Here is a 24,187-nt window from a genome sequence, read left to right on the forward strand (position 1 = left end):
GCAACGTGGGCGCCGCTACTTCGACAGACCCAGCGCGCGGCGCAGGGCGGTCACGAAGCCGTCGCGCAAGGCGGGCTCGTAAGGGAGGGCCGGCGCCGCGCCCCAGACCGGTTTCGGCCAGGCCGCATCGGAATGCCGCCGCCCTATGACATGGACATGAAGCTGCGGCACGACATTGCCCAACGCCGCGACGTTGAGCTTCTCGCACTCGGTGATCGCCTTGAGCGCGCGGGAGACCATGTCGATCTCGGCACTGAGCGTGGCGCGGTCGGCGGGGTCAAGGTCGATCAGTTCGACGATGTCCGGCCGCCGCGGCACCAGAACCAGCCAGGAATAATTGGCGTCCTTCGACAGCAGCACGCGGCAGAGCGGCAGATCGCCCACCGGAACTGTGTCGGAGGCGAGCTGGGGATGCAGGGTGAAGGCGGTGTCCGGCATGGGGTTCCTCGGCTTGCTTTCTCTGCCTTTTGGCCCGATATAGGCCCCGGGAGGTTGGCGGTGGACGAACCACTCGCCAACCGGGTCAGGTCCGGAAGGAAGCAGCCCTAACGAGCACGGATCGGGTCGCTCGTCAGCCTCCCACCGATTTTTCCACGATTCCCTTGGACGTGCCGCCTTGGTTGAGCCCGGGCGGGTGGCCCCCGCGTCCCGGGCTTGCCAGAATAGGCGCATGAGCGAACCCGACAGCCCGACAGGTGCCGGTTCCGCCCCGGCCGAACAGGCCGGCGGCTACCGCGTTCTGGCGCGCAAATATCGCCCGGCGAGTTTTGACGACCTGATCGGCCAGGAGGCTATGGTCCGCACGGTCTCGAATGCCTTCGAGACCGGTCGTATTCCGCAGGCCTGGATTCTCACCGGTGTCCGCGGCGTCGGCAAGACCACGACCGCGCGCATTCTCGCCCGTGCCCTGAACTACGAATTGCCCGACGGCTCGGTCAAGGGCCCGACCATCCACATGCCGGTGATGGGCATTCACGACCAGGCCATCATCGACAGCCGCCACATCGATGTCCTCGAAATGGACGCCGCCTCGCACAACGGCGTCGACGACGTGCGCCAGATCAACGACGCCGCGCGCTACGCGCCGGTGTCGGCGCGCTACAAGGTCTACATCCTCGACGAAGTTCACATGCTCTCGACCGCGGCCTTCAACGCTTTGTTGAAGACGCTCGAGGAGCCGCCGCCGCACGTCAAATTCATCTTCGCCACCACCGAAATCCGCAAAGTCCCGGTGACGGTATTGTCGCGCTGTCAGCGTTTCGATCTGCGCCGCGTCGATGCCGACGCACTGGTGCAGCACCTTGCCGGCATCGCGGCCAAGGAGACTATCGAAGCCGAACCCGGTGCGCTGGCATTGATCGCGCGCGCCGCCGAAGGCTCGGTGCGCGATTCACTGTCGCTGTTCGATCAGGCCATCGCCCACGCTGCGGGTCCGGTGCGCGCCGAAGACGTGCGGCAGATGCTCGGCCTTGCCGACCGCGTCCGTATCGTCGATCTGTTCGAAGCCCTGATGAAGGGCGACATCGCCGCTGCGCTGACCGAATTGCGTGCGCAGTACGATATCGGCGCCGATCCGGCCGTGGTGCTCGGCGACCTCGCCGAGTTCACCCATTTCGTCACCCGCATGAAGGTGGTGCCGAGCGTTGGCGAGGATGCCTCGCTGTCGGAAGCCGAGCGTGTGCGCGGCCGCGATTTCGCCAAGCAATTGTCGCTGCGCGTGCTGTCGCGCACCTGGCAGATGTTACTCAAGGGCGTCGGCGAGGTGCAGGCTTCGGGCCGGCCGCTCGCCGCCGCGGAAATGGTGCTTGTGCGCATTGCCTATGCGGCCGATCTGCCGACGCCGGACGAAGTCGTGCGCTCGCTGAGTGACAACGGCGGCGGCGCCGCGCCGGTGCGCGGTCCGAGCGGTGGCGGCGGCGGCGGCGGTGGTGGCGCTTCGGCTACTGCGCAAAGTTTCGCGCCACGGTTCGACGCGCCGCGCGGGGCGCCGCGGGCGCAGGCGCTGGCCTCGACGATGCCCTCTGACGAGGCAGTCGCCCGTCGCGACATGCCAGAGGCGCAGCCTGCCGTCGTCATCAAGTCGTTCCCCGATCTGATCGCCTTCGTTGCCGACAAACGCGACATCAGTGCCAAGATGGCGCTGGAACGCGATGTGCGGCTCGTTCGTTTCGAAGATGGCCGGCTCGAAATCGCGCTGCTGCCCAGCGCGCCGAAGGGCCTGGTCAACGAGTTGCAGCGCAAGCTGTCGGCGTGGACCGGCCGCATCTGGATGGTCGCGTTGTCGCGAGAGCAGGGCGCGCCGACCTTGCGCGACCAAGCCAATGACCGTCAGGCTGAGCTGCGCAACGAAGTGATGCAGGACCCGCTGGTGCAGGCGGTGCTGAAGAAGTTTCCCGGCGCCAAGGTTGGCGAGATTACGCAGCAGGGCGAGGAACCGCCACTCGACGAGGGCGGCCTTGCTCCGCCGGACATGGAAGATGAGGACTAGCGCCTGATCGCGAAAATCGGTTACCGGTTTTTCGGATCGGATGTGCGCAAAGGAGAGTAAATCATGCGGGATTTCATGGGCATGATGAAGCAGGCCGCGCAGCTGCAGTCGAAAATGCAGGAAATGCAGGCTGAGCTCGACACTATCGAAGTCGAAGGCACTGCCGGCGGCGGCATGGTCAAGGTGACGCTCACTGCCAAGGGCGCGCTCAAGGGCGTCAAGATCGACGACTCGCTGTTGCAGCCCTCCGAGAAGGACATTGTCGAGGACCTGCTCGTCACGGCGCATGCCGACGCGCGTCGCAAGGCTGAGACCGTGCTCGCCGAGAAGATGAAGGCGGTAACTGGCGGCCTGCCGCTGCCGCCCGGGCTGTTGGGGTAATATGCCCGCCGCCGTTGCCGGCCCCGAAATCGAAAAGCTGATCCAGTTGCTGGCGCGGCTGCCGGGCCTTGGCCCGCGCTCGGCGCGCCGCGCGGCGCTGTTCCTGATCAAGAAGCGCGAGCAGGTGATGACGCCACTCACCACTGCGCTGCAGACCGCGCTTGAGAAGATCGTCGTCTGCAAGATCTGCGGTAACATCGACACGCAGGATCCGTGTACGGTCTGCACCGATACGCGCCGCGATCAATCGATACTCGTCGTTGTCGCCGATGTTGCCGATCTGTGGGCGCTGGAGCGTGCGCACGCAGTCAACGGCCGTTATCATGTGCTGGGCGGCACCTTGTCGCCGCTCGACGGCGTCGGTCCGCAGGACCTGTCGATCGAAGCCCTGGTCAAGCGTGCCCATGAGCCGGAGGTCAAAGAAGTCATCCTCGCGCTCAACGCCACTGTCGATGGCCAGACCACGGCGCATTACATCACCGAGCTGCTCACGGACGCCAATGTGAAGGTCACGCGCCTTGCGCACGGCGTGCCGGTCGGCGGCGAACTCGATTATCTCGACGAAGGCACGCTGTCGGCGGCGATGAAGCAGCGGACTTTGTTTTAACTCATCCTGTTATTCCAGGCTCGCGGCCTGCTGTCGCGCCATGGAATGACGGCTACTTCCCCTTATGCACCCGTTCACGAAATTCGCTCGGCGATAGCCCCGTTGCGACCGTGAAGGTGCGCGTGAAATAAGCTGGATCGTTGAAGCCGAGAGCGTAGGCCACCTTCGACACCGGCATGTTGGTATAGACCAGTTGCCGCCGCGCCTCGCGTACCAACCGGTCGCGGATCAGGTGCGAAGCCGGACAGCCGAATGCCCCGCGCGTGAGTCGCGACAGATGCGTCGGCGTTACTTTCAGCGCCGCGGCATAGCGCGCAACCTCCCAATGTTCGCGATAATGATTGTCGATCAAGACCTCGAAGCGATCGACCAGCCGATCGCCGGCGCTCGTTGCGCCGCGCGCGTTTTGCGTCGCGAGCTGGCGCGCGACGAGGCCGAGCAGCGCCGCCGACAGCGATTTGAGTACATGGGCGCGCGCGAAGTTGCGGCCGTCATATTCTGTGAAGATGTCCTGCATCAGCCGGCGCATGGCCGGCGTGGCGCGCAACAGCGCCGCATTCGACAGCACGCGCGACAGGCCCTCAGACGGCGCGACCGCCTCGTCGAGAATCTCGGTGGCGATGGTCACCACCCAGCCCTGCGTGCCCCGGGTAAACTGGTAGCCGTGAACGTGGCCGGCCGGCATGTTGACCGCGACCATCGGCCGGAGCCGGAACTCACGGCCCTCGATATTGGCGCGGGCGCCGCCCTTGGCGATCAGCAGCACCTGATGCAGCCGGCCGTGGCGGTGCGGCGGAAACTGCCAGTCGTGCAGCACCGAACGCGCGGCGATGGTCTCGCAATGCACCACGTCGGGGAGGTCGCGGTCCTCGCCGAACAGATTGTAGGTCAGGATCGCGGGTTTCAGCGGGCTGCGCGGCATGTTCGATTTGTACAAGATATCGTCGGCTCGATCCATTCCCCGCCGCGCCCCCGCCGGGCGATACTGCGCCTCAAACAGAAGCCGCACGGGGAGGACGCGTCCATGAAAACCCAGATTTGCATCATTGGCGGCGGCCCGTCCGGCCTGTTGCTGTCGCAGCTCCTGCATCTCAAGGGCATCGACAACGTCCTCCTCGAAAAGCACACTCGCGACTACGTCCTGGCGCGCATTCGCGCCGGCGTGCTCGAGCACGGGTTTGCCCGACTGATGCGCGAGGCCGGCTGCGGCGAGCGCATGGACCGCGAAGGCGAAGTTCACGACGGCGTGTTCATTTCCCATGACGGGCGGCTCGACCGAATCGACCTGCACAAATATTCCGGCGGCTCCTCCGTCATCGTCTATGGCCAGACCGAAGTGACGCGCGACCTCTACGATGCGCGCGACCGCATGAACGGCAAGGTCATTCACGAGGCCGATGACGTGGCGCCGCATGATCTCGGCAGCGACAAGCCCTATGTGACTTACAACAAGGGCGGCGCCAGCCACCGTGTCGATTGCGAGTACATCATCGGCGCCGACGGTTTCCATGGCGTCAGCCGCAAGTCGATTCCCGCCGGCGTGCTGCGTGAATATGAGCGGGTCTATCCGTTCGGCTGGCTCGGCGTGCTGTCGCAGACCAAACCGGTGTCGCCGGAACTGATCTACGCCAAGCACAAGAACGGTTTCGCGCTCTGCTCCCTGCGCTCACAAGTGCTGAGCCGCTATTACATCCAGGTGCCGCTCACCGATACGGTCGAGAACTGGTCGGATGATGCGTTCTGGGCCGAACTGAAGAATCGTTTGCCGGCGGATGTGGCGGCGCGGCTGCAAACCGGGCCGTCGATCGAAAAGAGCATTGCGCCGCTGCGTAGCTATGTCGCCGAACCGATGCGCTACGGCCGGCTGTTCCTGGCCGGCGATGCCGCACACATCTTCCCGCCGACCGGCGCGCGTGGCCTCAACAGCGCGGCGTCCGATATCTACTATCTCTACCACGCCATGGTCGATCACTATCACAAGCGCGACGACGCCGGCCTTGACGGCTATTCGGAGAAAGCGCTGGCGCGGGTTTGGAAGGCGCAGCGCTTCTCCTGGTGGATGACCACCATGCTGCATCGCTTCCCCGACAATTCGCCCTATGAGGACCGGCTGCAGGACACCGAACTGGCTTATCTGCTGTCGTCCGACGCGGCGAAAAGCGCGATGGCGGAAAACTACGTCGGCCTGCCGTTCTAATTGCTCATCGCGACAGGCCCGCGCGGCTTGTCGAGCGCGGCGAAGTGGCCGCGGGCCTGCAGCCACCACAGCAGCACGACGCTGGGCAGGCCGACCGCGGCGCTGATGGTGAAGAAGATCGGCCAGCCGACGCTTTCGGCGAGATAGCCGGCGCTTGCCGACAGATAGGTGCGGCCGAAAGCGGCCAGCGCGGTGAGCAGCGCATATTGCGTCGCCGTGTGCAGCGGCGACTGGCACAGCGACGACAGGTAAGCCACGAAGATCACCGTGCCGATGGCGCCGGTGAAGCTCTCGACCGTGATCGAGGCTGCCAGGGCCCAGTGATTGAGGCCGATATAGGCCTGCCAGACGAACACGAAGTTCGACGCCATTTGCAGAGCCGCGCCGATCCACAGCGCAGTGGCAAGCGGCAGCGTGCGCGCCACCAGGCCACCGGCGAAGCCGCCGAGCAAGGTGGCGGCAAGGCCAAGACCCTTGACGATGTTGGCGTAGTCGGTGCGCGTGAAGCCGAGGTCGATGACGAAAGGCGCGGTCATCGTGCCGGCGAAGGCGTCGCACAGCTTGTACAGGATGACGAAGACGAGCACGGCGATGGCGGCGTCGCGGCTGAGAAACTCGGCGAACGCCGCATAGGCCGCGCCGAATACGCGTTTGATAGGGCTCTCGCCGGCATGGCTGGCTTTTTCGACAGCGGCGGCTTGCGACCGCGCCGGCTCTTTGGCGAACAGCGTGGCAACCATGCCGATGCCGACCATCGCCGCCATGACGGCATAGCCGAACGACCACGCCGCATCCTTGCTGCTGCCCATCACTTCGAAGCCGCTGACGATGTAGAGCGCGCCCGCGGTCGAAACCAGCATGCCGACGCGATAGGCCGCGACATAGGCCGCCATGCCGGCGGCCTGTTCGTCGGTGTCGAGGCTTTCGACGCGAAAGGCGTCGATGACGATGTCCTGCGTTGCGGAGGCGAGCGCGACCAGCAGGGCGGCGCCGGCGACAACAATCAGGGCCGAGAATTTCGGATTGCTGGCGGCGAGAATGAGGATCGCCGCCATCAGCAGAATCTGCGACAGCATCAGCCAGCCGCGGCGGCGCCCGAGCAGGCGCGACAGCACGGGCACGTCGAGCGCATCGACCACCGGCGCCCACAGGAACTTGATGGTGTAGGGCGTGCCGACCAGCGCGAACAAGCCGATGGTGCCGAGATCGACGCCGACCTCGCGCATCCACACCAGCAGCGTCGTGCCCGACAGCGCCAGCGGCAGGCCCGAGGAGAAGCCGAGCACCAGCACGATCAGCACGCGCGGCTTCAGATAGACCGCGAGCGCCTCGGTGAAGGAGCGGCGGGCGGCGGTGTCTATTTCGGGCGTGGTGGTCATGCGCTGCTTTCTACGTCATTCCGGGGCGCGCCGACAGGCGCGAACCCGGAATCCAGGGACGAGCGTACAACGAGAATCTGGATTCCGGCTCACGCGCTCCGCGCGTGCCCCGGAATGACGACAGCGCTCACTCTGCCACCCCGATCTTTCGGATCGGCGCGGCAATGACCTCGGCGCTGGCCGGCGTGTCGGAGTCGAAATCAAGCCCCTCGATCTTGCCGGCGCGCTTTTCGATCTTGCCGGTCGAAATCAGGATGCTGTCGATGTCGGCATTGGCCTGGTTGAAATGCGATTGCAGCTTGCGCACCCGCTCGGACAGCAACGTCACGTCCTTGAGCATCATGCCGACCTCGGTGCGGATCTGGTCGGCGGCCTCGCGCATCTCGGCATCCTTGCGCACCTGCTTGATGACCTGGATCGCCATGACCATGAGTGTCGGTGACACGATCATGACGCGGGCGCGCTGCGCCTTCTGCACCAGATCGTCGAATTGCTCGTGCAAATCGGCATAGACCGACTCCGACGGGATGAACATCAGCGCGATGTCCTGCGTCTCGCCGGGGATCAGATACTTCGCGGCGATGTCGGAGACATGTTTGGCGATGTCGGTGCGCACGCGCGCAGCGGCGAATTTGCGTTCCTCGTCGCTTTCGGCGGCGCGCAGCGCGGTCAGCGCTTCGAGCGGAAATTTGGCATCGATCACCAGCGGGCCGGAATCCGGCATGAAAACCACGCAGTCCGGCTTGGTGCGGTTCGACAAGCTGTACTGGAATTCGTAGGCGCCTTTCGGCAGCACATCCATGATGATGGCTTCGAGCTGCCCTTGCCCGAAGGCGCCGCGCGATTGCTTGTTGCTCAGCACGTTCTGCAGCGACGTCACGGTGGACGACAATTCGGTGATGTTCTTCTGCGCCGAGTCGATCACCGCGAGCCGCGAATGCAGGGCCTGCAGGTGATCGGAGGTGTGCTTGGCGGTCGTCTTCATCGACTCGCCGAGGTTCTGGCTCACGGCGTCGAGCCGGGTGTTGACCGTGTTGGCGAGTTGCCCGTGCGCGTTCTGCAGCCACGAGCCCATGGCATCTAACCGGGCATTGAGCTCGCGCAGGCGCGCATCCTGCTCCGGGTCGGCCATCGGCTTTTTCGGCCGCAGCAGGATGATGAGGATCGCGATTACACAGATCACGAGCAACGCTGCGACGCCCAGGGCGATGGGCAGGGCGGCCGGCGATTGCAGGAAGTCGCGCAGCGGGTCAGTCAGGGCGGGGTTCATGGTGCGGGTTTTACTCCGATTCGCGCCGGGAGGGAACGAACGGCGAACGGGCCGGCCGGTGCCCGAAAACGGCGTGTTTTGAGCCGGTTCCGTTGACCTTCCGGCTTGCACCCCTTACATCGCCGCCCATGGCGATCCGCGACATTCTCATCCTCCCCGAAAAGAAGCTCAGGCTCGTTTCCGAGCCAATCAAGGCTTTTGACAAGCCGCTACGCACATTGGTCGACGACATGTTCGAGACCATGTACGAGGCGCCGGGCATTGGCCTCGCCGCAATCCAGATCGGCGAGCCGGTCCGCGTCATCACCATCGATGTTGCCGGAAAGGACGACCCGAAGGCGCCGCAGGTTTTCATCAATCCGGAGATCGTGTGGTCCTCGGAGGAGCACTCGGCCTACGAGGAAGGCTGCCTGTCGATCCCGGAATACTATGAAGAGGTCGAGCGTCCGGCCAAGGTGCGGGTGAAATATCTCGATGCCGATGGCAATGCGCAGGAGATCGAGGCCGAAGGCTTGCTTGCAACCTGCCTGCAGCATGAGATCGACCATCTCAACGGTGTGCTGTTTATCGATCACATTTCCAAGCTGAAGCGCGATCGCGTGATCAAGAAATTTACCAAGGCCGCCAAGCACGGCGTCTCGCCGGCGCTCGCCAAGGACAAAGAGCCGTCGCATCATATTGGGTAGCTTCCTTTTCACTCTCCCTTGGGGGGCAGGGTTAGGGAGCGAGGTGACTGCGGGAGCTGCAGTCATCTCGCATTGACCCCCACCCCCAACCTCTCCCCACAAGGGGGAGGGGAGTTACAGGGTTCGCCTCATGCCGCTTCGCCTCATCTTCATGGGCACGCCGGATTTCGCGGTGCCGACTTTGCTGGCGCTGCATGCGGCTGGGCATGAGATCGTTGCGGTCTATACGCGCGCGGCCAAACCCGGCGGACGGCGCGGGCTCGATTTCGTGCCGACGCCGGTCGAACGCGAGGCCACCAGGCTCGGCCTCAAGGTGTTGACGCCGAAGTCTTTGCGCAATGACGAGGCGCAGGCCGAATTCGCAGCCTTCAACGCCGATGCCGCGGTGGTCGTCGCTTACGGCCTCATCCTGCCGAAGGCCGTGTTGGATGCTCCGCGCCTCGGTTGCTTCAATGTCCATGCCTCGCTGCTGCCGCGCTGGCGCGGCGCGGCGCCGATCCACCGCGCCATCATGGCCGGCGACGTCGACAGCGGCATTACCATCATGCAGATGGACGAGGGGCTCGACACCGGCGCGATGATGATGCGCGAGGCCATGCCGATCGCGCCGGACATGACGACTGGCGAACTGCACGACGCACTGGCCGCGCTCGGGGCGCGGCTGATGCCGGTGGCGTTGGCGGCGGCGAACCGCGGCACGCTTAACGCCACACCGCAGCCGGCCGAGGGTGTCACTTACGCCGAGAAGATTTCCAAGGCCGAGTCGCGTATCGACTGGGGCAGGCCGGCGCGCGACGTCCACAATCACATCCGCGGTCTGTCGCCCTTTCCCGGCGCCTGGTTCGAGTTCGATGGCGCGCGCGTCAAGGTACTGCGCTCGACGCTCGGCTCGGGCTCCGGCGCGCCTGGCACGGCGCTTGACGATGCGCTCACCATTGCTTGTGGTGACGGTGCGGTGCGGCTCGTGCAGGTGCAGCGCGAGGGCAAGAAGGCGATGAGCGCTGAGGAATTCCTGCGCGGTACGGCAGTCAAGGCCGGAGCACTGTTCGTATGACTGCAAGCGCATCATTCGCGATTCGTCACGAACGTGCCGATGATGCTGTGGCCATTCGCCGTGTCCTTGATGATGCCTTCGGCGGTCCGGCGGAGGGCAATCTGGTCGAACGGCTGCGCGTCGGCGGCGATCTGGTGCTGGCGCTGGTTGCCTACGAAAACGAGGCGATCATCGGCTATGTCGCCTGGCCGCGTCTCTGGATCGCGACGCCACGCGATCAATACAAGGCGATTGCGCTGGCGCCCCTCGCTGTGGCGCCGGCGATGCAGCGTCGCGGCATCGGATCGGCATTGACGCGCGAGGGGCTCGCGCAGTTGCGCGCCTCTGGCGAAAGCATCGTCTTCGTGCTCGGCGATCCGATCTATTATGGGCGGTTCGGCTTCTCGGTTGAGGCCGCGGGTGCGTACGAATCGATGTATGCCGGTACGCATTTGATGGCCTTGCGGCTCACCGATACAGCACCGGACGGCGGTCGCCTGTCTTATCCGGCGGCGTTCGACGAGATTGATTGATGGTGCGATGCTGTCCGGTGATCATGCAGATTGAGGTTGATTGAGCAGTGCCCCGCTACAAACTCCTCATCGAATATGACGGCGCGCCGTTCTGCGGCTGGCAGACCCAGGCCGATCAGGTGACGGTGCAGGGCGTGCTGACAAATGCGGTCAAGGCGCTGTCCGGCGAGGATGTGCTGGTGCAGGGTGCCGGCCGCACCGATGCCGGCGTTCATGCGCGCGGGCAGGTGGCGCATGTCGACATGACGCGCGAGTGGCGGCTCGACACCGTGCGGGATGCGCTCAATGCACATCTGCGGCCGCATCCGGTGGCGGTGCTCAGCGCGGAGCGCGTGGGCGACGATTTCAACGCCCGCACCTCGGCGATCAGGCGCCATTACTTCTACCGCATCGTCAACCGCCGGCCCGATCTGACATTTGATGTGAAATATGCCTGGCGCGTCGCGCGGCCGCTCGATGCCGAGGCGATGCACACGGCGGCTCAGCGCCTGGTCGGCAAGCACGACTTCACGACGTTCCGCTCCACCGAATGCCAGGCCAAATCGCCCGACAAGACGCTCGACCGGCTCGATGTCACGCGCATCGGCGACGAGGTGCATGTTTTCGCCTCGGCGCGCTCGTTTCTGCACAATCAGGTGCGCTCGATGGTCGGCACCTTGATGAGCACCGGTCTCACCGGGCCCGGCGCCTGGACCGCCGATGACCTCACGCACGCGCTCGAAGCGCGCGACCGCACCGCCTGCGGCCAGGTCGCGCCGCCGGACGGGCTGTATCTGATGAAGGTGGATTACTGAATTCTCTTCTCCTCCCGCAAGCGGGGAGGGAGAAGAAGGCTAGCCAAAATACCGGTCGACAATTTTCCGATAGATCGCCGTCAGCGCGACGAGTTCGGCGACCGGCACACGCTCGTCGATCGCATGCATGGTCTGGCCGACCAGGCCGAATTCGACCACCGGGCAGTAATGCGTGATGAAGCGCGCATCCGAGGTGCCGCCGGTGGTCGATAGAGTCGGCGTGCGGCCGGTCTCATCCTTGATCGCGGTGGACACCAGTTCGGTGAATGGCCCCGGCTTGGTCACGAACACGCCGGCATTCGACGGCTGGAACTTGAACTCGAATTTGATCTTGCCGCCGGACGCCTTCTCGGCGCGCTTCTGCAACAAGGCCTTCAGCGATTCCAGCGTGTGGCAATCGTTGAAGCGGATGTTGAACATCGCGCGCGCTTCGCCGGGAATGAGGTTGACGGTCTTGTTGCCGACATCCACCGAGACGAATTCGAGGTTCGACGGCTGGAAGTTGGCGCTGCCGGCGTCGAGCGGCTCCGCCGTCAAAGCGGCGATCAGTTTGACAATGCCGTGCACCGGATTGTCGGCGCGATCGGGATAGGCGACATGGCCCTGCTTGCCGGTGACGATGAGATGGCCGTTGAGCGAGCCGCGCCGGCCGATCTTGATGGTGTCGCCCAGTGTTTCCTGGTTGCTCGGCTCGCCGAGAATGCAATGGTCGAACTTCTCGCCCATGCCCTCGACCCATTGCAGAAGCTTCGGCGTGCCGTTGATCGCCACGCTTTCTTCATCGCCGGTGATCAGGAACGAGATCGAGCCCTTCGGCTTACCGCCATGCGCGGCGAGATGGTCGAGCACGGCGGCGACGGCGCAGCCAATGCCGCCCTTCATGTCTACGGCGCCGCGGCCGTAGAGTTCGCCATTGGCGATCGCGCCGCTGAAGGGCGGATGCGTCCAGGCCTTTTCATCGCCGGTCGGCACCACATCGGTGTGGCCGGCGAAGGTGAGATGTGGGCCTTGCGTGCCGATGCGCGCGTAGAAATTCTCGACGTCGTCGGTGCCGGCTTCCGAAAACACCTTGCGATGCACGGTGAAGCCGGCGGCCTTCAAGGTGTTTTCGAGATACGTTAGGGCGCCGCCTTCGGCCGGCGTCACTGACGGACAGCGCAGCAATTCGCGGGTGATGGCGACCGGATCGGCGGGCATCGTCAAATCAATCCCTCAGCAGCTCATTGATGCTGGTCTTGCTGCGCGTCTTCTCGTCGACGCGCTTGACGATGACGGCGCAATAGAGACTCGGGCCTATGTTGCTGCCCGGCATCGCGTTGCCCGGCATGGTGCCGGAGACGACGACTGAATAAGGCGGCACTTCGCCGTAATAGATCTTGCCGGTCGAGCGATCGACGATCTTGGTCGACTGGCCAAGATAGACGCCCATGCCGAGCACCGCGCCCTCGCGCACGATCACGCCCTCGACCACTTCCGACCGCGCGCCGATGAAGCAGTTGTCCTCGATGATCACCGGCCCGGCCTGCAGCGGCTCAAGCACGCCGCCGATGCCGACGCCGCCCGACAGATGCACGTTCTTACCAATCTGTGCGCAGGAGCCGACGGCGGCCCAGGTGTCAACCATCGTGCCCGACCCGACATGGGCGCCGAGATTGACGAAGGATGGCATCAGGATAACGCCCGGCGCGATATAGGCCGACTTGCGCACCACCGAGCCCGGCACGGCGCGGAAGCCTTCCTTCTTGAAGCGTGCGGCGCTCCAGCCCTTGAACTTCGAATCGACCTTGTCCCACCACTTGGCGTCGCCGGGACCGCCGGGAATGGCGCTCATGTCGTTGAGGCGGAACGACAGCAGCACGGCTTTCTTGAGCCACTGGTTCACCTGCCACGAGCCGTCGTCCTGCTTTTCGGCCGCGCGCACCGTGCCGGAATCGAGCAGCTCCAGCGCCGTATCGACCGCCTTGCGCACCGCGCCCTTGGTCTTGGGCGTGATCTTGTCGCGGCCCTCGAAGGCTTCGTTGATGGTCTTTTCCAGGCTCTGGAGATTGATTTTGGCTGCCATGCGGGACTCCGGCTTCTAACTGACGGCCCGGTTTGTCGGGGGCGGGGCGGGGGATGTCAAGCCGCGCCCAAGCCGCTAGTCTGCCGGCCTCGAACAGGAGCCTCCCGTGAGCCGTAAAGCCCTCAGCCTCAGCGCCATCCTCGCCGCCTCGATCCTCGCCCAGCCGGCTTTCGCCCATCACGTCATGGACGGCGGCATGCCGGTGACCCTGACGCAGGGCCTGTTGTCCGGCCTCGGCCATCCGATTATCGGCCTCGATCATTTCGCCGCCGTGGTCGCGGTCGGCGGCATCGCTTCGCTGCATGTTGCGGGTGTTCGGCTGGTCATCGGCTATGTGCTGGCGATGATGGCCGGCGTTGCCGTGCATCTGATGGGCGCCAGCCTGCCCGGCGCCGAATTGTGGGTTGCCGCTTCGGTGATCGCGCTCGGTCTCGTGCTCGCCACCCGCCGCGCTCTCGGCGTGGGCGCCGCGCTCGCGATATTCGCGGCGGTCGGTCTGCTGCACGGCTATGCGCTCGGTGAATCGATCTACGGCGCCGAGCCGACGCCGCTCATCGCTTATCTCGCCGGCCTTGCCATCATCCAGAGCGCCATCGCGCTCGCCGCGATGAGTATCGCGCGCCTCGTCACGCGCCGCGTTGCGGAGCCGTCGCCGCTGCGCCTGATTGGCGCGGGTATTGCAGGTGTCGGCCTGGCGATATTCGTGCAGCAGGTCGTGCCGGCGGTGTGAGGGAATGCAGAGCGGTGAACTGATCGAAATCCCGGCGCGCCACGGCAAGGCGCTTAAACTGAAAAAGGGCCAGGCGGTCCGCCTCATCAACACCCACGGTACACAGGTGGTCGATTGCTGGGCGTGGAACGCCGCCGACCTCGCCGATCATATGAGTATGGAGGCGACGCGGGTCTGGCTACAGCGCCTCAATCCGTTGGTCGGTGACACCTTCGTCACCATGAAGCGCAATCCGATTTTGACCTTGGTCGAGGATACCTCGCCCGGCGTCCACGATACCTTCATGGCGGCCTGCGATCGCCATCGCTACGAGCGGCTCGGCGTCAAGGATTACCACCGCAACTGTCTCGACAACATGTTCGAGGGCATGCGCGATCTGGGCGTCGAACCACCGATGCCGATTCTGGCTTCGTTCAATGTCTTTATGAACATCGCCGTCGAAGGCGATGGCCGCAGCCTGAACACCGGGCCGGTGGTGACCAAAGCCGGCGATTACATCACCTTGCGCGCCGACATGGATTGTTACGTCGCCTTTTCCGCCTGCCCGCAGGACATCGTGAAAATCCAGGGCGAGGCCGGCACGCCGCGATCGGCGCATTTCATGGTGCTGGATCAGGGCTTTCCGTCGCCGCCGCCGCGCCCGGCCTGGGTCCCTTAGCAACGCATGGCACACCGCTTGCTTCAAGTTTGGGCAGCTTCGGTTGTCTCAAGCGAGGAGTGGGTTTCATGTCGTTTTTTCGTGCAGTGGCTGCCGGTTTGTTGGGCGTCGCTTTGGTGTCGGGTGCCGCGCGCGCCGATGCGCTCAGTGACATCCTGAAAGCCAAGGTTCTCAAGGTCGCGGTGCCGCAGGATTTCGCGCCGTTCGGCTCGGCCGGTCCCGATCTCAAGCCGCAGGGTTTCGACGTCGACATGGCCAACTACATCGCCGAGCAGCTCGGCGTGAAAGCCGAGATCATTCCGGTGACGTCGGCCAACCGCATTCCTTACCTGCAGACCAAGAAGGCCGATCTGGTCATTTCCTCGCTCGGCAAGAATCCGGAACGCGAAAAGGTCATCGACTTCTCGACCGCCTATGCGCCGTTCTTCTCCGGCGTGTTCGGCACCAAGGCCATTGCCGTCGCCAAGATCGAGGACCTCGCCGGTAAGACCATCGGCGCGACGCGCGGTGCCATCGAGGAACAGGAGATCACCAAGGACGCGCCGAAGGACACCACCATCAAGCGCTTCGAAGACAACAACGCGACCATCGCCGCTTTCGTCTCCGGGCAGGTCGATCTGATCGCCACCGGCAATGTCGTCGCCGCCGCAATCACCGAGAAGAACCCGGCGCGTCCGGCCGTAACCAAGTTCATCATGAAGGACTCGCCCTGCTATGTCGGCCTCAACAAGGACGAGCCGGCGCTGAAGGCCAAGGTCGACGAAATCATCGCCAAGGCGAAGGCCGATGGCACGCTCAACAAGTTCTCGGAGAAGTGGCTCAAGAACCCGCTGCCGGCGGGGTTCTGAGCATCTTTTGTCTTATGGAGCACGTCAAACTCCGTTCGTTCCCGCTTTCGCGGGGCGAACGGAGTGAGTGGCGTCACGCGTGAGTGAAATCAACGCATGACCTACAAACTCGAATTCTCCGCGCTGCTGCCCTACTGGGAGGACCTGGCCTGGGGGCTGTGGTTCACCATTTTACTGACCGTGGTGTCGACGATCGCCGGCATCGCGGTCGGCACCTTGGGGGCGTCGGCGCGGACTTTCGGGCCCAAATGGCTCGGCGGCCTCGTGCGCGTCTATGTCGAGCTGATCCGCAACACGCCGTTCATCGTCCAGTTGTTCTTCATCTTCTTCGGCCTGCCGGCGCTGGGCCTCAAGCTGTCGGAAACCACCGCGGCCTTCCTCGCCATGGTCATCAATCTCGGTGCCTATTCGACCGAGATCATCCGCGCCGGCATCGAGGCGATTCCGAAAGGCCATATCGAGGCCGGCGTCTCGCTGGCCATGAGCCGGCTTGAAGTGCTGCGCTACATCGTACTGCGCCAGGCCTTTGCCAAGATCTACCCCGCGCTGTCGTCGCAGATCATTATCGTCATGCTCGGCTCGGCGGTGGTGTCGCAGATTTCCGCGCCCGATCTGACTTATGCGGCGAACTTCATTCAGTCGCGCAATTTCCGTGCCTTCGAGGTCTATCTCGTCGTCGCGCTCATCTACCTCGTGCTCGCCATCGTGCTGCGCTACGTGCTGCGCGTCATCGGCGACCGCTTCGTGAAGGTGGGCTGACAATGTCGGATTTCAGTGTCTGGATCATCGTCAAGAACCTCATCTGGGCGACGCAGTGGACCATCCTGCTGTCGCTGATTGCCTTTGTCGGCGGCGGCATTGTCGGTCTCATCCTGCTGTTCCTGCGCACGTCGCAGATCAAGTGGCTGGAAGTGCCCACCAAGATTTACATCGAGTTTTTCCAGGGAACGCCGCTGTTGATGCAGCTCTTCCTGTTTTTCTTCGGCGTTGCATTGTTCGGCCTCGAAGTGTCGCCCTGGATGGCGGCGGGCCTGGCGCTGACCTTGTGGACCAGCGCTTTCCTTACCGAGATCTGGCGCGGCTGCGTTGAGGCGATCCCGAAAGGCCAGTGGGAGGCCTCCGCCAGCGTCGCCCTGAATTATATCGAGCAGATGCGCTACGTCATCCTGCCGCAGGCCATGCGCATCGCCATCGCGCCGACCGTCGGCTTCTCGGTGCAGGTCATCAAGGGCACAGCGCTCGCCTCGATCATCGGCTTCGTCGAACTGACCAAGGCCGGCACCATGATCAACAACGCCACCTTCCGACCCTTCCTGGTCTATGCGCTGGTGGCGCTGATCTATTTCTGCCTGTGCTTCCCGCTGTCCTGGTACGCCAAACGCCTCGAAGGGAAACTCAATGTCGCTCGTTAGTATTCGCGACGTCCGGAAGAGCTATGGCACCGTCGAGGTCCTCAAGGGTGTGTCGCTCGAGGTTGCCAAAGGCGATGTCGTGGCCATCATCGGCCGTTCCGGTTCCGGCAAGTCGACGCTGCTCCGCTGCATCAACGGGCTGGAGACCTATCAGTCCGGCGTCATTCTCGCCGATGGCATCGAGGTCGGCGGCATCCACGCCAATTTGCGCGAGTTGCGGCGCCATGTCGGCATGGTGTTTCAGCAATTCAATCTGTTTCCGCATCTGACCGCCGCCGAGAACGTGATGCTGGCGCCGACGGTCGTGAACAAGACGCCGAAGAAGGAAGCGCGTGCCATCGCCGCCGAGGTGCTGGCCAAGGTCGGGCTGTCGGAAAAGATGGACGCCTATCCGAGCCAGCTCTCCGGCGGCCAGCAGCAGCGCGTCGCCATTGCTCGCTCGCTCGCCATGCGGCCGAAGGTGCTGTTGTGCGACGAAATCACCTCGGCGCTCGATCCCGAGCTGGTCAACGAAGTGCTGCGCGTCGTCGAACAACTGGCGAAGGAGGGCATGACCCTCATCCTGGTCACGCACGAAATGCGCTTTGCCCGCGATGTCGGTACGCATCTCGTTTTCATGCATCACGGCAAGGTGCACGAAACCGGCAAGCCGAAGGATGTCTTCGCCGCGCCGCAGACGCCGGAGCTGCAGCAATTCGTCGTCGGGATTGGGTAAGGCTGGGCAGAGCAGGCCAAATCAGAGCCGGACGCACTCTCCGTTCGTCCCCGCGAAAGCGGGGACCCAGTGCCGCAAGCGCGGCCCGCTTTCGGCGAGCACTTCAGGATGACGGGTTACGCTTTGAGCGCGTCTTCCAAAAACGCTGCCAGGTCGTCGGTCACATGATCGACATGCGGCGCGCCGCGGCCTTCGAGCTCCCAGTCCTCGCGGAACACCTCACGCTGGCCCGACGGCACCACCAGCACCGTGGTCATGCCGAGCGTATGCGGCACTTCGAGATTGCGCGACAGGTCCTCGAACATCGCCGCCTTCGTCGGCACGACATCATGGCGCTTGAGGAAGCGCTCATAGGTGATGGCCTGGGGCTTGGGCTCGAGATCGGCGGCGACGATGTCGAATACGTCCTCGAAATGCCGGTCGATCTCCAGCCGTTTCAGCACAGCGCTGGCATGGGCGACGGTGCCGTTGGTGAGGATCAGCTTGCGCCCGGGCAGTTTCTCCAGCGCATCGCCCAGCGCCGGATTGGGCTCCAGCGGCGAGTGATCGATATGGTGGACGAAGTCGAGATAGTGATCGGGATCGACGCCGTGCTCGGTCATCAGCCCGCGCATCGTCGTACCGTAGCGCTTGTAATAATCCTTCTGCACGCGGAAGGCTTCATCCGCCGTGACTTTCAGGAATTCGGCAACGTAAGCGCGGATGCGGTCGTCGACCTGTTGCCACAGCAGGTGATGCGGATACAGCGTGTTGTCGAGGTCGAATACCCAGGTTTCGACCTGGTCGAATGCGCGCGGCGCGGACTTCTTTGTGGCCATTAGTTCAGACGCGATTCCGCCATAACAACTGTTTCACTGCGCATATATGGCACAGCCGGCGGGCTTTTGCACGCGGCTTCGGCCGCGATGCGCCGGTCGATCTCGCCGATCACCTGGCGCGAGAAGGGTCCAAGATGCGCGTACATCGCCATCAGTGCGACGATAGCTTGCAGGGCGGCCGGATTTGTCCGCGCGCATGTGATGAAAGTGTCCCAGAACCTGCTGCGTTCGCCGGGCATCGCATCGAGAATGCGGTTGAGGGTTTGCAGGGAGGCCAGGCGGCGGCGCCGATCGTCCTTGTCCATTTCCGGGCGCCCGCTTCGATCCAGCAATGTGGCGAGGCGGTCGAGACGGCGCGCATAGGCGGCAGGCTCGAATACGCGCTCGAGAATTCTCTTGTAGTCCGACAGGACGTCGCGCAGCGGCCGCATCGGCTCGAAATTGATGCCGAGTGAACATTGGTCGCCGGTGCGGTCTACGTCCATGACGTCATGGCCATCTTTCAGCCGGCCTTCCTTGGCGAGGCGGCGGGTCAGCTGCGTGTTCGGCAATGCGTAAAGCAGGCCGACCATGCTGACCGGGATCGCGCACTCCTCGATGAAGTCCGCCATGGCGTCTGCAATTGAACCTTTTTCGTTGTCGAAGCCGACGATGAAACCGGCGGTGACGAACAGGCCATAGCTGTAAAGCTTGTGGACATTCTCCGCCATGTTGCGGCGGGTGTTCTGCTTCTTGCTGGTCTGCCGCAGCGTCTCGGGATCGGGGCTCTCGATGCCGATGAACACGGCGAAGAAATTCGCCTGTTTCATCATGTCGAGCAGATCGTCGTCATCCGCCAGATTCATCGATGCTTCGGTCGAGAATTCGAACGGATAATTGTGTGCCTGCTGCCAGGCCTTCAGCTCCGGCAGGAAACCCTTGATCGCCTTCTTGTTGCCGATCAGATTGTCGTCGACAAAGTCGACATGGCCGCGGTAGCCGAGCGCGTAAAGCTGACTGAGCTCCGCCAGCATCTGCTCGTTGGCTTTGGTGCGCGGTTTGCGCCCGTACAGTTCAATGATGTCGCAGAATTCGCAGGTGAACGGACAGCCGCGCGAATACTGCACGCAGATATAGAGATAGTGGTTGAAATTGAGCAGATCGAAGCGCGGGATCGGCGTCCTGGTCACGTCCGCCGTGAACTTCTCCGCCTCGAAGATGCCGGCGCGCTCGCCGCGCTCCCAGGCCGCGACGAAGTCGTCGATGACGGTTTCCGCTTCGCCCAGAATCTGGAAGTCGGCCGTTTTGTAAAGATGCGGACTGGAGGTGACATCCGGGCCGCCGACGGCCACCGGTTTGCCGCTGGCTTGCGCGAATTTGATCAGATGCATGCAGTCCGGCTGCTGATTGAGCATGCCGCCGGTCATGACCAGATCGGCCCAAGCGATGTCGTCGGGGCTCAGGTCCTCTGTGTTCCGGTTGATGAGCCTGAATTGCCAGTGCTGAGGCAGCAATGCGGCGACGGTGATCAGACCGAGCGGCGCGGCCGGATAGCGGGCGTCAAGAAGCTCGCAAGTGTCGGTATAGTTCCAAAATGAATTTGGAACAAATTTGGGATAAACAAGCAGGACCTTGCACGAACGGATCGGGATTCGTTGCATCTCCATAGTGCCATATCGCACGAATGTTCGCGCTGGCTCAAGGAAAATGGGCGCAAGGCGATATAACGATCAGCGTGATCGGCAGTATTGTTTGTTATTTCGGAACGAATTCCCGTGGAACTAGGGTTCCTTGAAGCGGACCGTCGCCGCCGGCTCTTTTGTCAGATCCACTTCGGCGTAATTGGCTGAATTGAGCCCGCGCGCGGCGCAATCCTTGTTATCGGCGAGTTCAAAGCGGCCGTCGCGGGTACACAGCGCCACGTCGCCGCCCCAGGCCAGCGGCACGCCGTTCTTCTTCAAGGCCGCGCCTTTGTCGTCCACCGCCTCGGCATAGCTGTAGAGTTTCTTCTGGTCGCCGCGCATCTCCGGCCGCACGCACTGGCCGGATTCGACGCGGTACCAGCCGCGCGTGACGATCGCGCCGGCCTCAAGGGTGCCGATCGCCGCCATCACCGGATAGGTCGTGTCATTGCACCAGGTGAAGCCGTGGCCTTCCGGGTTTTGCGCGGCGGCGAGCAGCGTCGCGAAGAAGTCGGCGCCGTTCGCGGCGTCCGCCGGCAGTTTGCGGTCGGCCAGGAACTTGGCGATTGCGGCTTGCGTCTTGCCGCCCTGGATGCCGTCGATCGGGTTGGCGTCATAGCCGGCGATCACCAGCAGCCGCTGGATGCCGGCCAGGCGCGCCTGGGCGTCGTCGTAATCGGCTTCCTCGGCGAGGTTGATCACCGGACCTTTGGGCGAGTCGGACGGCCGCGACGCGGTGAAGCGCACCTGCTGGCTGATCGGACAGCCGCGGCCGTCGGCGATCTGGAACGTGCTCTCGCGCACGCAGAAATCGGCATTGCCGCTGCGCGGCAGCGGCGAGGAGCCGTATACCGCCGGCGTGCGCGCGTGGATGTAGCTCATGTCGGCGTCATAGGCGCCGTCGAGCACCTGCTTGCACTGGCCGGGGTCGATGGCGAACCAGCCGCGCGTTTCCACCATGGCGCGGCGCTCGAGTCCGAGCGCGACGTCCATGCGGTAGCTGGTGCGGTTGCACAATGTGAGTTCGGCGCGCGCCGCGGTCACGGTGAAAACCGCGGCGGCGGCGAGGAACCCGGCGATGAGGCGGCGAATCATGGGCGCATGCTAATGCGCCCGCCGCGCCGCCCCAATCTACTTGTGCATCAGCGTGCCGATGCCGTGGTCGGTCATCAGTTCCAGAAGCACCGCGTGCGGCACCTTGCCGTCCATGATGACGACACCCTCGACGCCCTTTTCGAGCGCGTAGATGCAGGTCTCGACCTTGGGGATCATGCCGCCGGAAATGGTGCCGTCGGCGATCAGCTTGCGTGCATCGGCGATCGACAGCTCCGGGATCAGCTTCTTCGACTTGTCGAGCACGCCCGGCACGTCGGTCAGCAGCAAGAGGCGCTTGGCCTTGAGCGCGCCGGCAATGGCGCCAGCGAAGGTGTCGGCATTGACGTTGAAAGTGCCGCCATTGGCCGAGGTGGCGACCGGCGCCAGCACCGGGATCATCTCCTTGCCGAGAATGGCGTTGAGCACGAACAGGTCGACTGTGTCGGGCTCGCCGACGAAGCCGAGGTCCACGATCTTCTCGATATTGGAATCCGGATCGACCACGGTGCGCGTGACCTTCCGCGCCTTCACCATGTTGCCGTCCTTGCCGGACAGACCGACGGCCTTGCCGCCGGCGTCGTTGATGTAGCCGACGATCTCCTTGTTGATCGAGCCGGCCAGCACCATTTCGACGATCTCGATGGTGGCGGCGTCGGTGATGCGCAGGCCGGCGGCGAATTCGGATTTGATGCCGAGCTTCTTCAGCATGGCCGCGATCTGCGGCCCGCCGCCATGCACGACCACCGGATTGATGGCGGCCTGCTCCAGCAGCACGATGTCGCGGGCGAAGTCGCGCGCATTCTGTTCGTCGCCCATGGCGTGGCCGCCATATTTCACGACGATGATTTCCTCGTCGTAGCGCTGCATGTGCGGCAGCGCCTCGGAGAGAATGCGGGCTTGTTCCTGCGGATCGATTTTCGGGGTTTGGCTCATCGCCGAGACCTTGCTGCGTAGGAGCGCTTCCAGGCGAAGTGGGATACCGGTTCGCCGTCCGGAAGCGCGGCCAGATGAAGAGTGAGGCCGTTTTAGCGGCGGGCAAGCAGCGCGGCAATGGCCCAAGCGCGGTTGAGCGCAGCGAAACAGCCATCTAGCGGCGCAACAGCGCCGCAACAGCAAGTGCGAGCCACGCGACAATCATGATCGTGCCGCCGGTCGGCGCGGCAAAGGGAAACAGCCGGTGCCCGGCGAAGGCGCGCAGCGCCAGATCGCCGGCGAACAGCGCGGCGCCGATGACGAAGCCGGCGGTCGCCGCCTGTCCGAGCGGGCGCAATGTCAGCCCGTTCCGTGTCGCCACCGTGACGGCGATCACCGCGCAGGCGTGGATCAGCAGCAGATAGGCGGCGCTGTCGAGTCCCATGCCGGTTTTGGCGCCATGCGCCCCGGCCGCGGCCAGCACGACGCCGGCGGCGCCCATCAGGCCGGCCAGGATGATGAAAAGGGTGTCCATGGTTTTCCTGTCTCCGGTGGTTGCCCCACTCTCCGTTCATCCCCGCTTTCGCGGGGACGAGCGGAGTGTAAATTCCAGCCCTGCGACTACCCTTTCCGCTCCGCCAGCAATCTTGCCACCGCCGCGCGCATTTCGGTGATGCCGGTGTTGGTCTCGCTCGAGGTGGCCAGCACGGTCGGGAAGGCGGAGGGATATTTCGCCATGCCGGCCTCTACCTCGGCAATGCGCCCCGGCAGGTCGGCGGCCTTGACCGCGTCGGTCTTGGTCAGCACCACCTGATAGCTCACCGCGGCGTTGCCCAGCACCTTGAAGGTCGGCACGTCGGTGTCCTTGAGGCCGTGGCGCGCGTCGATCAGCACATAGACGCGGGCGAGGTTGGCGCGGCCGAGCAGATAGCGCTCGATCAGGTTGGTCCACTGCGCGATCTTGGATTTCGCCGCCGCGGCATAGCCATAGCCCGGCATGTCGACCAGGGTCAGTTCGCCGCCGCCGTTGAAGAAAATCAGCTCCTGCGTGCGCCCCGGCGTGCGCGAGGTGCGCGCCAGCGCCTTGCGGTTGGCGAGCGCGTTGATCAGGCTCGATTTGCCGACATTGGAGCGCCCGGCAAAGGCGATCTCGATGCCGCGCATCTTCGGCAGAGACTCGACCGTCGAGGCCGCGGCGGCAAATTGCCAGTCCACGTTGAACAGCTTGCGGCCGGTGTCGATCTCGTTGCGGGTGAAGTCTGAAGCGGTCATGGTTTCTTTCTCGGTCATTCCGGGGCACGCGCCACAAGCACGTTTACGCGCGCCCTTGACGCGTTATGGCGCGTGAATCCGGAATCCGGATGCGCATGAGGATCTGTCTTGATTCCGGGTTGGGCCTGACGGCCACCCCGGAATGACGGCTTTACCTCATGGGCCGCGCCTCTACCACGTTTCCGCGGGCTTGGCTTGCTTCGTGCCCCGCACCTTGGACCTCGCCCAGCACCGCGATCTCCCGGGCCCGTCCGCTACGGGAGAGGGCCGTATCCTGCCCATGGCGCGATCAAGGAAAATAATCTCCACTCTGCCCGCAGTGCCTTTTCGTGTTATCCTTTTTGCCATGCACAGGCTTGGACCATCCGCCGCCGTCGTGCTGGTCGCAGCGCTTGATGCGTTATGGGCGACCGCTGCCGCCGACTGCACCTGTCGCGCGCAAGGCCGCCAATTCGAGCAAGGTCAGACCGCCTGCCTGGCGACACCGAAGGGCCTGCGCTTGGCGACCTGCGGCATGGTGCTCAACAATTCCTCCTGGGCATTTTCGGAAGCGCCCTGCACGGTGTCGGACCTCTCGAAGCCGGGCCCGGCGCCGGCGCGGCAAGCAGTCGTCCTCATCTCTCCCCACTGATGGAT

The 24,187-nt window shown here is 64.0% G+C and carries 27 protein-coding genes and 1 other RNA gene; 16 read left to right on the forward strand and 12 right to left on the reverse strand.

Translation table 11 applies throughout. The features are described from left to right. Positions 1 to 15 precede the first annotated feature (15 nt). Positions 16 to 438, reverse strand: coding sequence for an HIT domain-containing protein (locus DXH78_RS07785; protein WP_115516501.1), 423 nt, complete (start codon positions 436 to 438; stop codon positions 16 to 18). 49 nt (positions 439 to 487) lie between these two features. Here DXH78_RS07785 and ffs point away from each other — a divergent pair. From ffs to recR, 4 genes are all read left to right on the forward strand, one after another. Next, positions 488 to 583: signal recognition particle sRNA small type (gene ffs, locus DXH78_RS07790), an RNA gene on the forward strand. A gap of 87 nt (positions 584 to 670) precedes the next feature. Next, complete coding sequence (locus DXH78_RS07795) at positions 671 to 2,488, forward strand: DNA polymerase III subunit gamma/tau (protein WP_115516502.1); 1,818 nt, start codon at positions 671 to 673, stop codon at positions 2,486 to 2,488. A 63-nt stretch (positions 2,489 to 2,551) separates the two neighbouring features. Further along, positions 2,552 to 2,869, forward strand: coding sequence for a YbaB/EbfC family nucleoid-associated protein (locus tag DXH78_RS07800; RefSeq protein WP_115516503.1), 318 nt, complete (start codon positions 2,552 to 2,554; stop codon positions 2,867 to 2,869). Between the two features lies 1 nt (position 2,870). After that, positions 2,871 to 3,476 carry a recombination mediator RecR gene (recR, locus tag DXH78_RS07805; RefSeq protein WP_115516504.1) on the forward strand — a complete coding sequence of 202 codons (606 nt, stop codon included), beginning with the start codon at positions 2,871 to 2,873 and terminating at the stop codon, positions 3,474 to 3,476. Positions 3,477 to 3,528: 52 nt separating this feature from the next. On the opposite strand, the gene DXH78_RS07810 is transcribed toward recR, so the two are convergent. Then, positions 3,529 to 4,434 (reverse strand): helix-turn-helix domain-containing protein, encoded by a 906-nt coding sequence (locus DXH78_RS07810; RefSeq protein ID WP_115516505.1) that lies wholly within the window; start codon positions 4,432 to 4,434, stop codon positions 3,529 to 3,531. Between the two features lie 66 nt (positions 4,435 to 4,500). Here DXH78_RS07810 and pobA point away from each other — a divergent pair, with 66 nt between their 5' ends. Beyond that, positions 4,501 to 5,673, forward strand: a complete 1,173-nt coding sequence (pobA, locus tag DXH78_RS07815; protein ID WP_115516506.1) for a 4-hydroxybenzoate 3-monooxygenase — start codon at positions 4,501 to 4,503, stop codon at positions 5,671 to 5,673. Here pobA and DXH78_RS07820 read toward each other — a convergent pair. Then, positions 5,670 to 7,052 carry an AmpG family muropeptide MFS transporter gene (locus tag DXH78_RS07820; RefSeq protein WP_115516507.1) on the reverse strand — a complete coding sequence of 461 codons (1,383 nt, stop codon included), beginning with the start codon at positions 7,050 to 7,052 and terminating at the stop codon, positions 5,670 to 5,672. The two genes, pobA and DXH78_RS07820, sit on opposite strands and share 4 nt — an antisense overlap. 127 nt (positions 7,053 to 7,179) lie before the next feature. Then, on the reverse strand, positions 7,180 to 8,322 hold the full coding sequence (locus tag DXH78_RS07825; protein WP_115516508.1) for a DNA recombination protein RmuC: 1,143 nt from the start codon (positions 8,320 to 8,322) through the stop codon (positions 7,180 to 7,182). Positions 8,323 to 8,450: 128 nt separating this feature from the next. On the opposite strand from DXH78_RS07825, the gene def reads away from it, so the two are divergent. From def to truA, 4 genes are all read left to right on the forward strand, one after another. Continuing rightward, positions 8,451 to 9,008 (forward strand): peptide deformylase, encoded by a 558-nt coding sequence (def, locus tag DXH78_RS07830; RefSeq protein ID WP_115516509.1) that lies wholly within the window; start codon positions 8,451 to 8,453, stop codon positions 9,006 to 9,008. Between the two features lie 130 nt (positions 9,009 to 9,138). Further along, positions 9,139 to 10,062 carry a methionyl-tRNA formyltransferase gene (gene fmt, locus DXH78_RS07835; RefSeq protein ID WP_115516510.1) on the forward strand — a complete coding sequence of 308 codons (924 nt, stop codon included), beginning with the start codon at positions 9,139 to 9,141 and terminating at the stop codon, positions 10,060 to 10,062. Then, on the forward strand, positions 10,059 to 10,574 hold the full coding sequence (locus DXH78_RS07840) for a GNAT family N-acetyltransferase (protein WP_115516511.1): 516 nt from the start codon (positions 10,059 to 10,061) through the stop codon (positions 10,572 to 10,574). The genes fmt and DXH78_RS07840 overlap by 4 nt, the downstream gene beginning before the upstream one ends. 47 nt (positions 10,575 to 10,621) lie before the next feature. Then, positions 10,622 to 11,368, forward strand: a complete 747-nt coding sequence (gene truA / locus DXH78_RS07845) for a tRNA pseudouridine(38-40) synthase TruA (RefSeq protein WP_115516512.1) — start codon at positions 10,622 to 10,624, stop codon at positions 11,366 to 11,368. A 39-nt stretch (positions 11,369 to 11,407) separates the two neighbouring features. On the opposite strand, the gene dapE is transcribed toward truA, so the two are convergent. Both dapE and dapD read right to left on the reverse strand, forming a co-directional pair. Beyond that, positions 11,408 to 12,565, reverse strand: coding sequence for a succinyl-diaminopimelate desuccinylase (dapE, locus tag DXH78_RS07850; protein WP_115517795.1), 1,158 nt, complete (start codon positions 12,563 to 12,565; stop codon positions 11,408 to 11,410). Between the two features lie 7 nt (positions 12,566 to 12,572). Then, positions 12,573 to 13,430, reverse strand: a complete 858-nt coding sequence (dapD, locus tag DXH78_RS07855) for a 2,3,4,5-tetrahydropyridine-2,6-dicarboxylate N-succinyltransferase (RefSeq protein WP_115516513.1) — start codon at positions 13,428 to 13,430, stop codon at positions 12,573 to 12,575. Between the two features lie 106 nt (positions 13,431 to 13,536). On the opposite strand from dapD, the gene DXH78_RS07860 reads away from it, so the two are divergent. The 6 genes from DXH78_RS07860 to DXH78_RS07885 all read left to right on the forward strand — a co-directional run bounded on the left by DXH78_RS07860 (position 13,537) and on the right by DXH78_RS07885 (position 17,793). Beyond that, positions 13,537 to 14,160 (forward strand): HupE/UreJ family protein, encoded by a 624-nt coding sequence (locus DXH78_RS07860; RefSeq protein WP_245416767.1) that lies wholly within the window; start codon positions 13,537 to 13,539, stop codon positions 14,158 to 14,160. Between the two features lie 4 nt (positions 14,161 to 14,164). Next, entirely contained in the window at positions 14,165 to 14,818 is a 654-nt protein-coding gene (locus DXH78_RS07865) for a DUF1989 domain-containing protein (RefSeq protein ID WP_115516514.1), read from the forward strand. 68 nt (positions 14,819 to 14,886) lie between these two features. Further along, the gene (locus DXH78_RS07870; RefSeq protein ID WP_115517797.1) at positions 14,887 to 15,666 is read left to right on the forward strand and encodes a transporter substrate-binding domain-containing protein; all 780 of its coding nucleotides are present in this window, start codon (positions 14,887 to 14,889) and stop codon (positions 15,664 to 15,666) included. A gap of 96 nt (positions 15,667 to 15,762) precedes the next feature. Further along, a complete protein-coding gene (locus DXH78_RS07875) occupies positions 15,763 to 16,425 on the forward strand; it encodes an amino acid ABC transporter permease (RefSeq protein WP_115516515.1) in 663 nt (220 codons plus the stop codon). A gap of 2 nt (positions 16,426 to 16,427) precedes the next feature. After that, positions 16,428 to 17,078 carry an amino acid ABC transporter permease gene (locus DXH78_RS07880; RefSeq protein ID WP_115516516.1) on the forward strand — a complete coding sequence of 217 codons (651 nt, stop codon included), beginning with the start codon at positions 16,428 to 16,430 and terminating at the stop codon, positions 17,076 to 17,078. Then, a complete protein-coding gene (locus tag DXH78_RS07885) occupies positions 17,065 to 17,793 on the forward strand; it encodes an amino acid ABC transporter ATP-binding protein (RefSeq protein WP_115516517.1) in 729 nt (242 codons plus the stop codon). The genes DXH78_RS07880 and DXH78_RS07885 overlap by 14 nt, the downstream gene beginning before the upstream one ends. Positions 17,794 to 17,909: 116 nt before the next feature. Here the strand turns inward: DXH78_RS07885 and DXH78_RS07890 are convergent, their stop codons facing one another. From DXH78_RS07890 to yihA, 6 genes are all read right to left on the reverse strand, one after another. Next, positions 17,910 to 18,611, reverse strand: a complete 702-nt coding sequence (locus tag DXH78_RS07890) for a pyrimidine 5'-nucleotidase (protein WP_115516518.1) — start codon at positions 18,609 to 18,611, stop codon at positions 17,910 to 17,912. Beyond that, positions 18,611 to 20,257: a B12-binding domain-containing radical SAM protein gene (locus tag DXH78_RS07895; protein ID WP_245416768.1), complete on the reverse strand. Its 1,647-nt coding sequence runs from the start codon at positions 20,255 to 20,257 to the stop codon at positions 18,611 to 18,613. Before DXH78_RS07895 ends, DXH78_RS07890 begins: the two co-directional genes overlap by 1 nt. A gap of 114 nt (positions 20,258 to 20,371) precedes the next feature. Then, complete coding sequence (locus DXH78_RS07900) at positions 20,372 to 21,367, reverse strand: DUF1036 domain-containing protein (RefSeq protein ID WP_115516519.1); 996 nt, start codon at positions 21,365 to 21,367, stop codon at positions 20,372 to 20,374. 36 nt (positions 21,368 to 21,403) lie between these two features. Further along, positions 21,404 to 22,300, reverse strand: a complete 897-nt coding sequence (gene argB, locus DXH78_RS07905) for an acetylglutamate kinase (RefSeq protein ID WP_115516520.1) — start codon at positions 22,298 to 22,300, stop codon at positions 21,404 to 21,406. Between the two features lie 154 nt (positions 22,301 to 22,454). Further along, entirely contained in the window at positions 22,455 to 22,814 is a 360-nt protein-coding gene (locus DXH78_RS07910) for a DUF423 domain-containing protein (protein ID WP_115516521.1), read from the reverse strand. An 86-nt stretch (positions 22,815 to 22,900) separates the two neighbouring features. After that, a complete protein-coding gene (gene yihA / locus DXH78_RS07915) occupies positions 22,901 to 23,551 on the reverse strand; it encodes a ribosome biogenesis GTP-binding protein YihA/YsxC (RefSeq protein WP_115517799.1) in 651 nt (216 codons plus the stop codon). A 346-nt stretch (positions 23,552 to 23,897) separates the two neighbouring features. Here yihA and DXH78_RS19810 point away from each other — a divergent pair, with 346 nt between their 5' ends. Continuing rightward, positions 23,898 to 24,182, forward strand: a complete 285-nt coding sequence (locus DXH78_RS19810; RefSeq protein ID WP_168192736.1) for a hypothetical protein — start codon at positions 23,898 to 23,900, stop codon at positions 24,180 to 24,182. Positions 24,183 to 24,187 lie beyond the last annotated feature (5 nt).

Origin of the sequence: Undibacter mobilis, from assembly GCF_003367195.1 — a bacterium.
Lineage (GTDB): Bacteria > Pseudomonadota > Alphaproteobacteria > Rhizobiales > Xanthobacteraceae > Pseudolabrys > Pseudolabrys mobilis.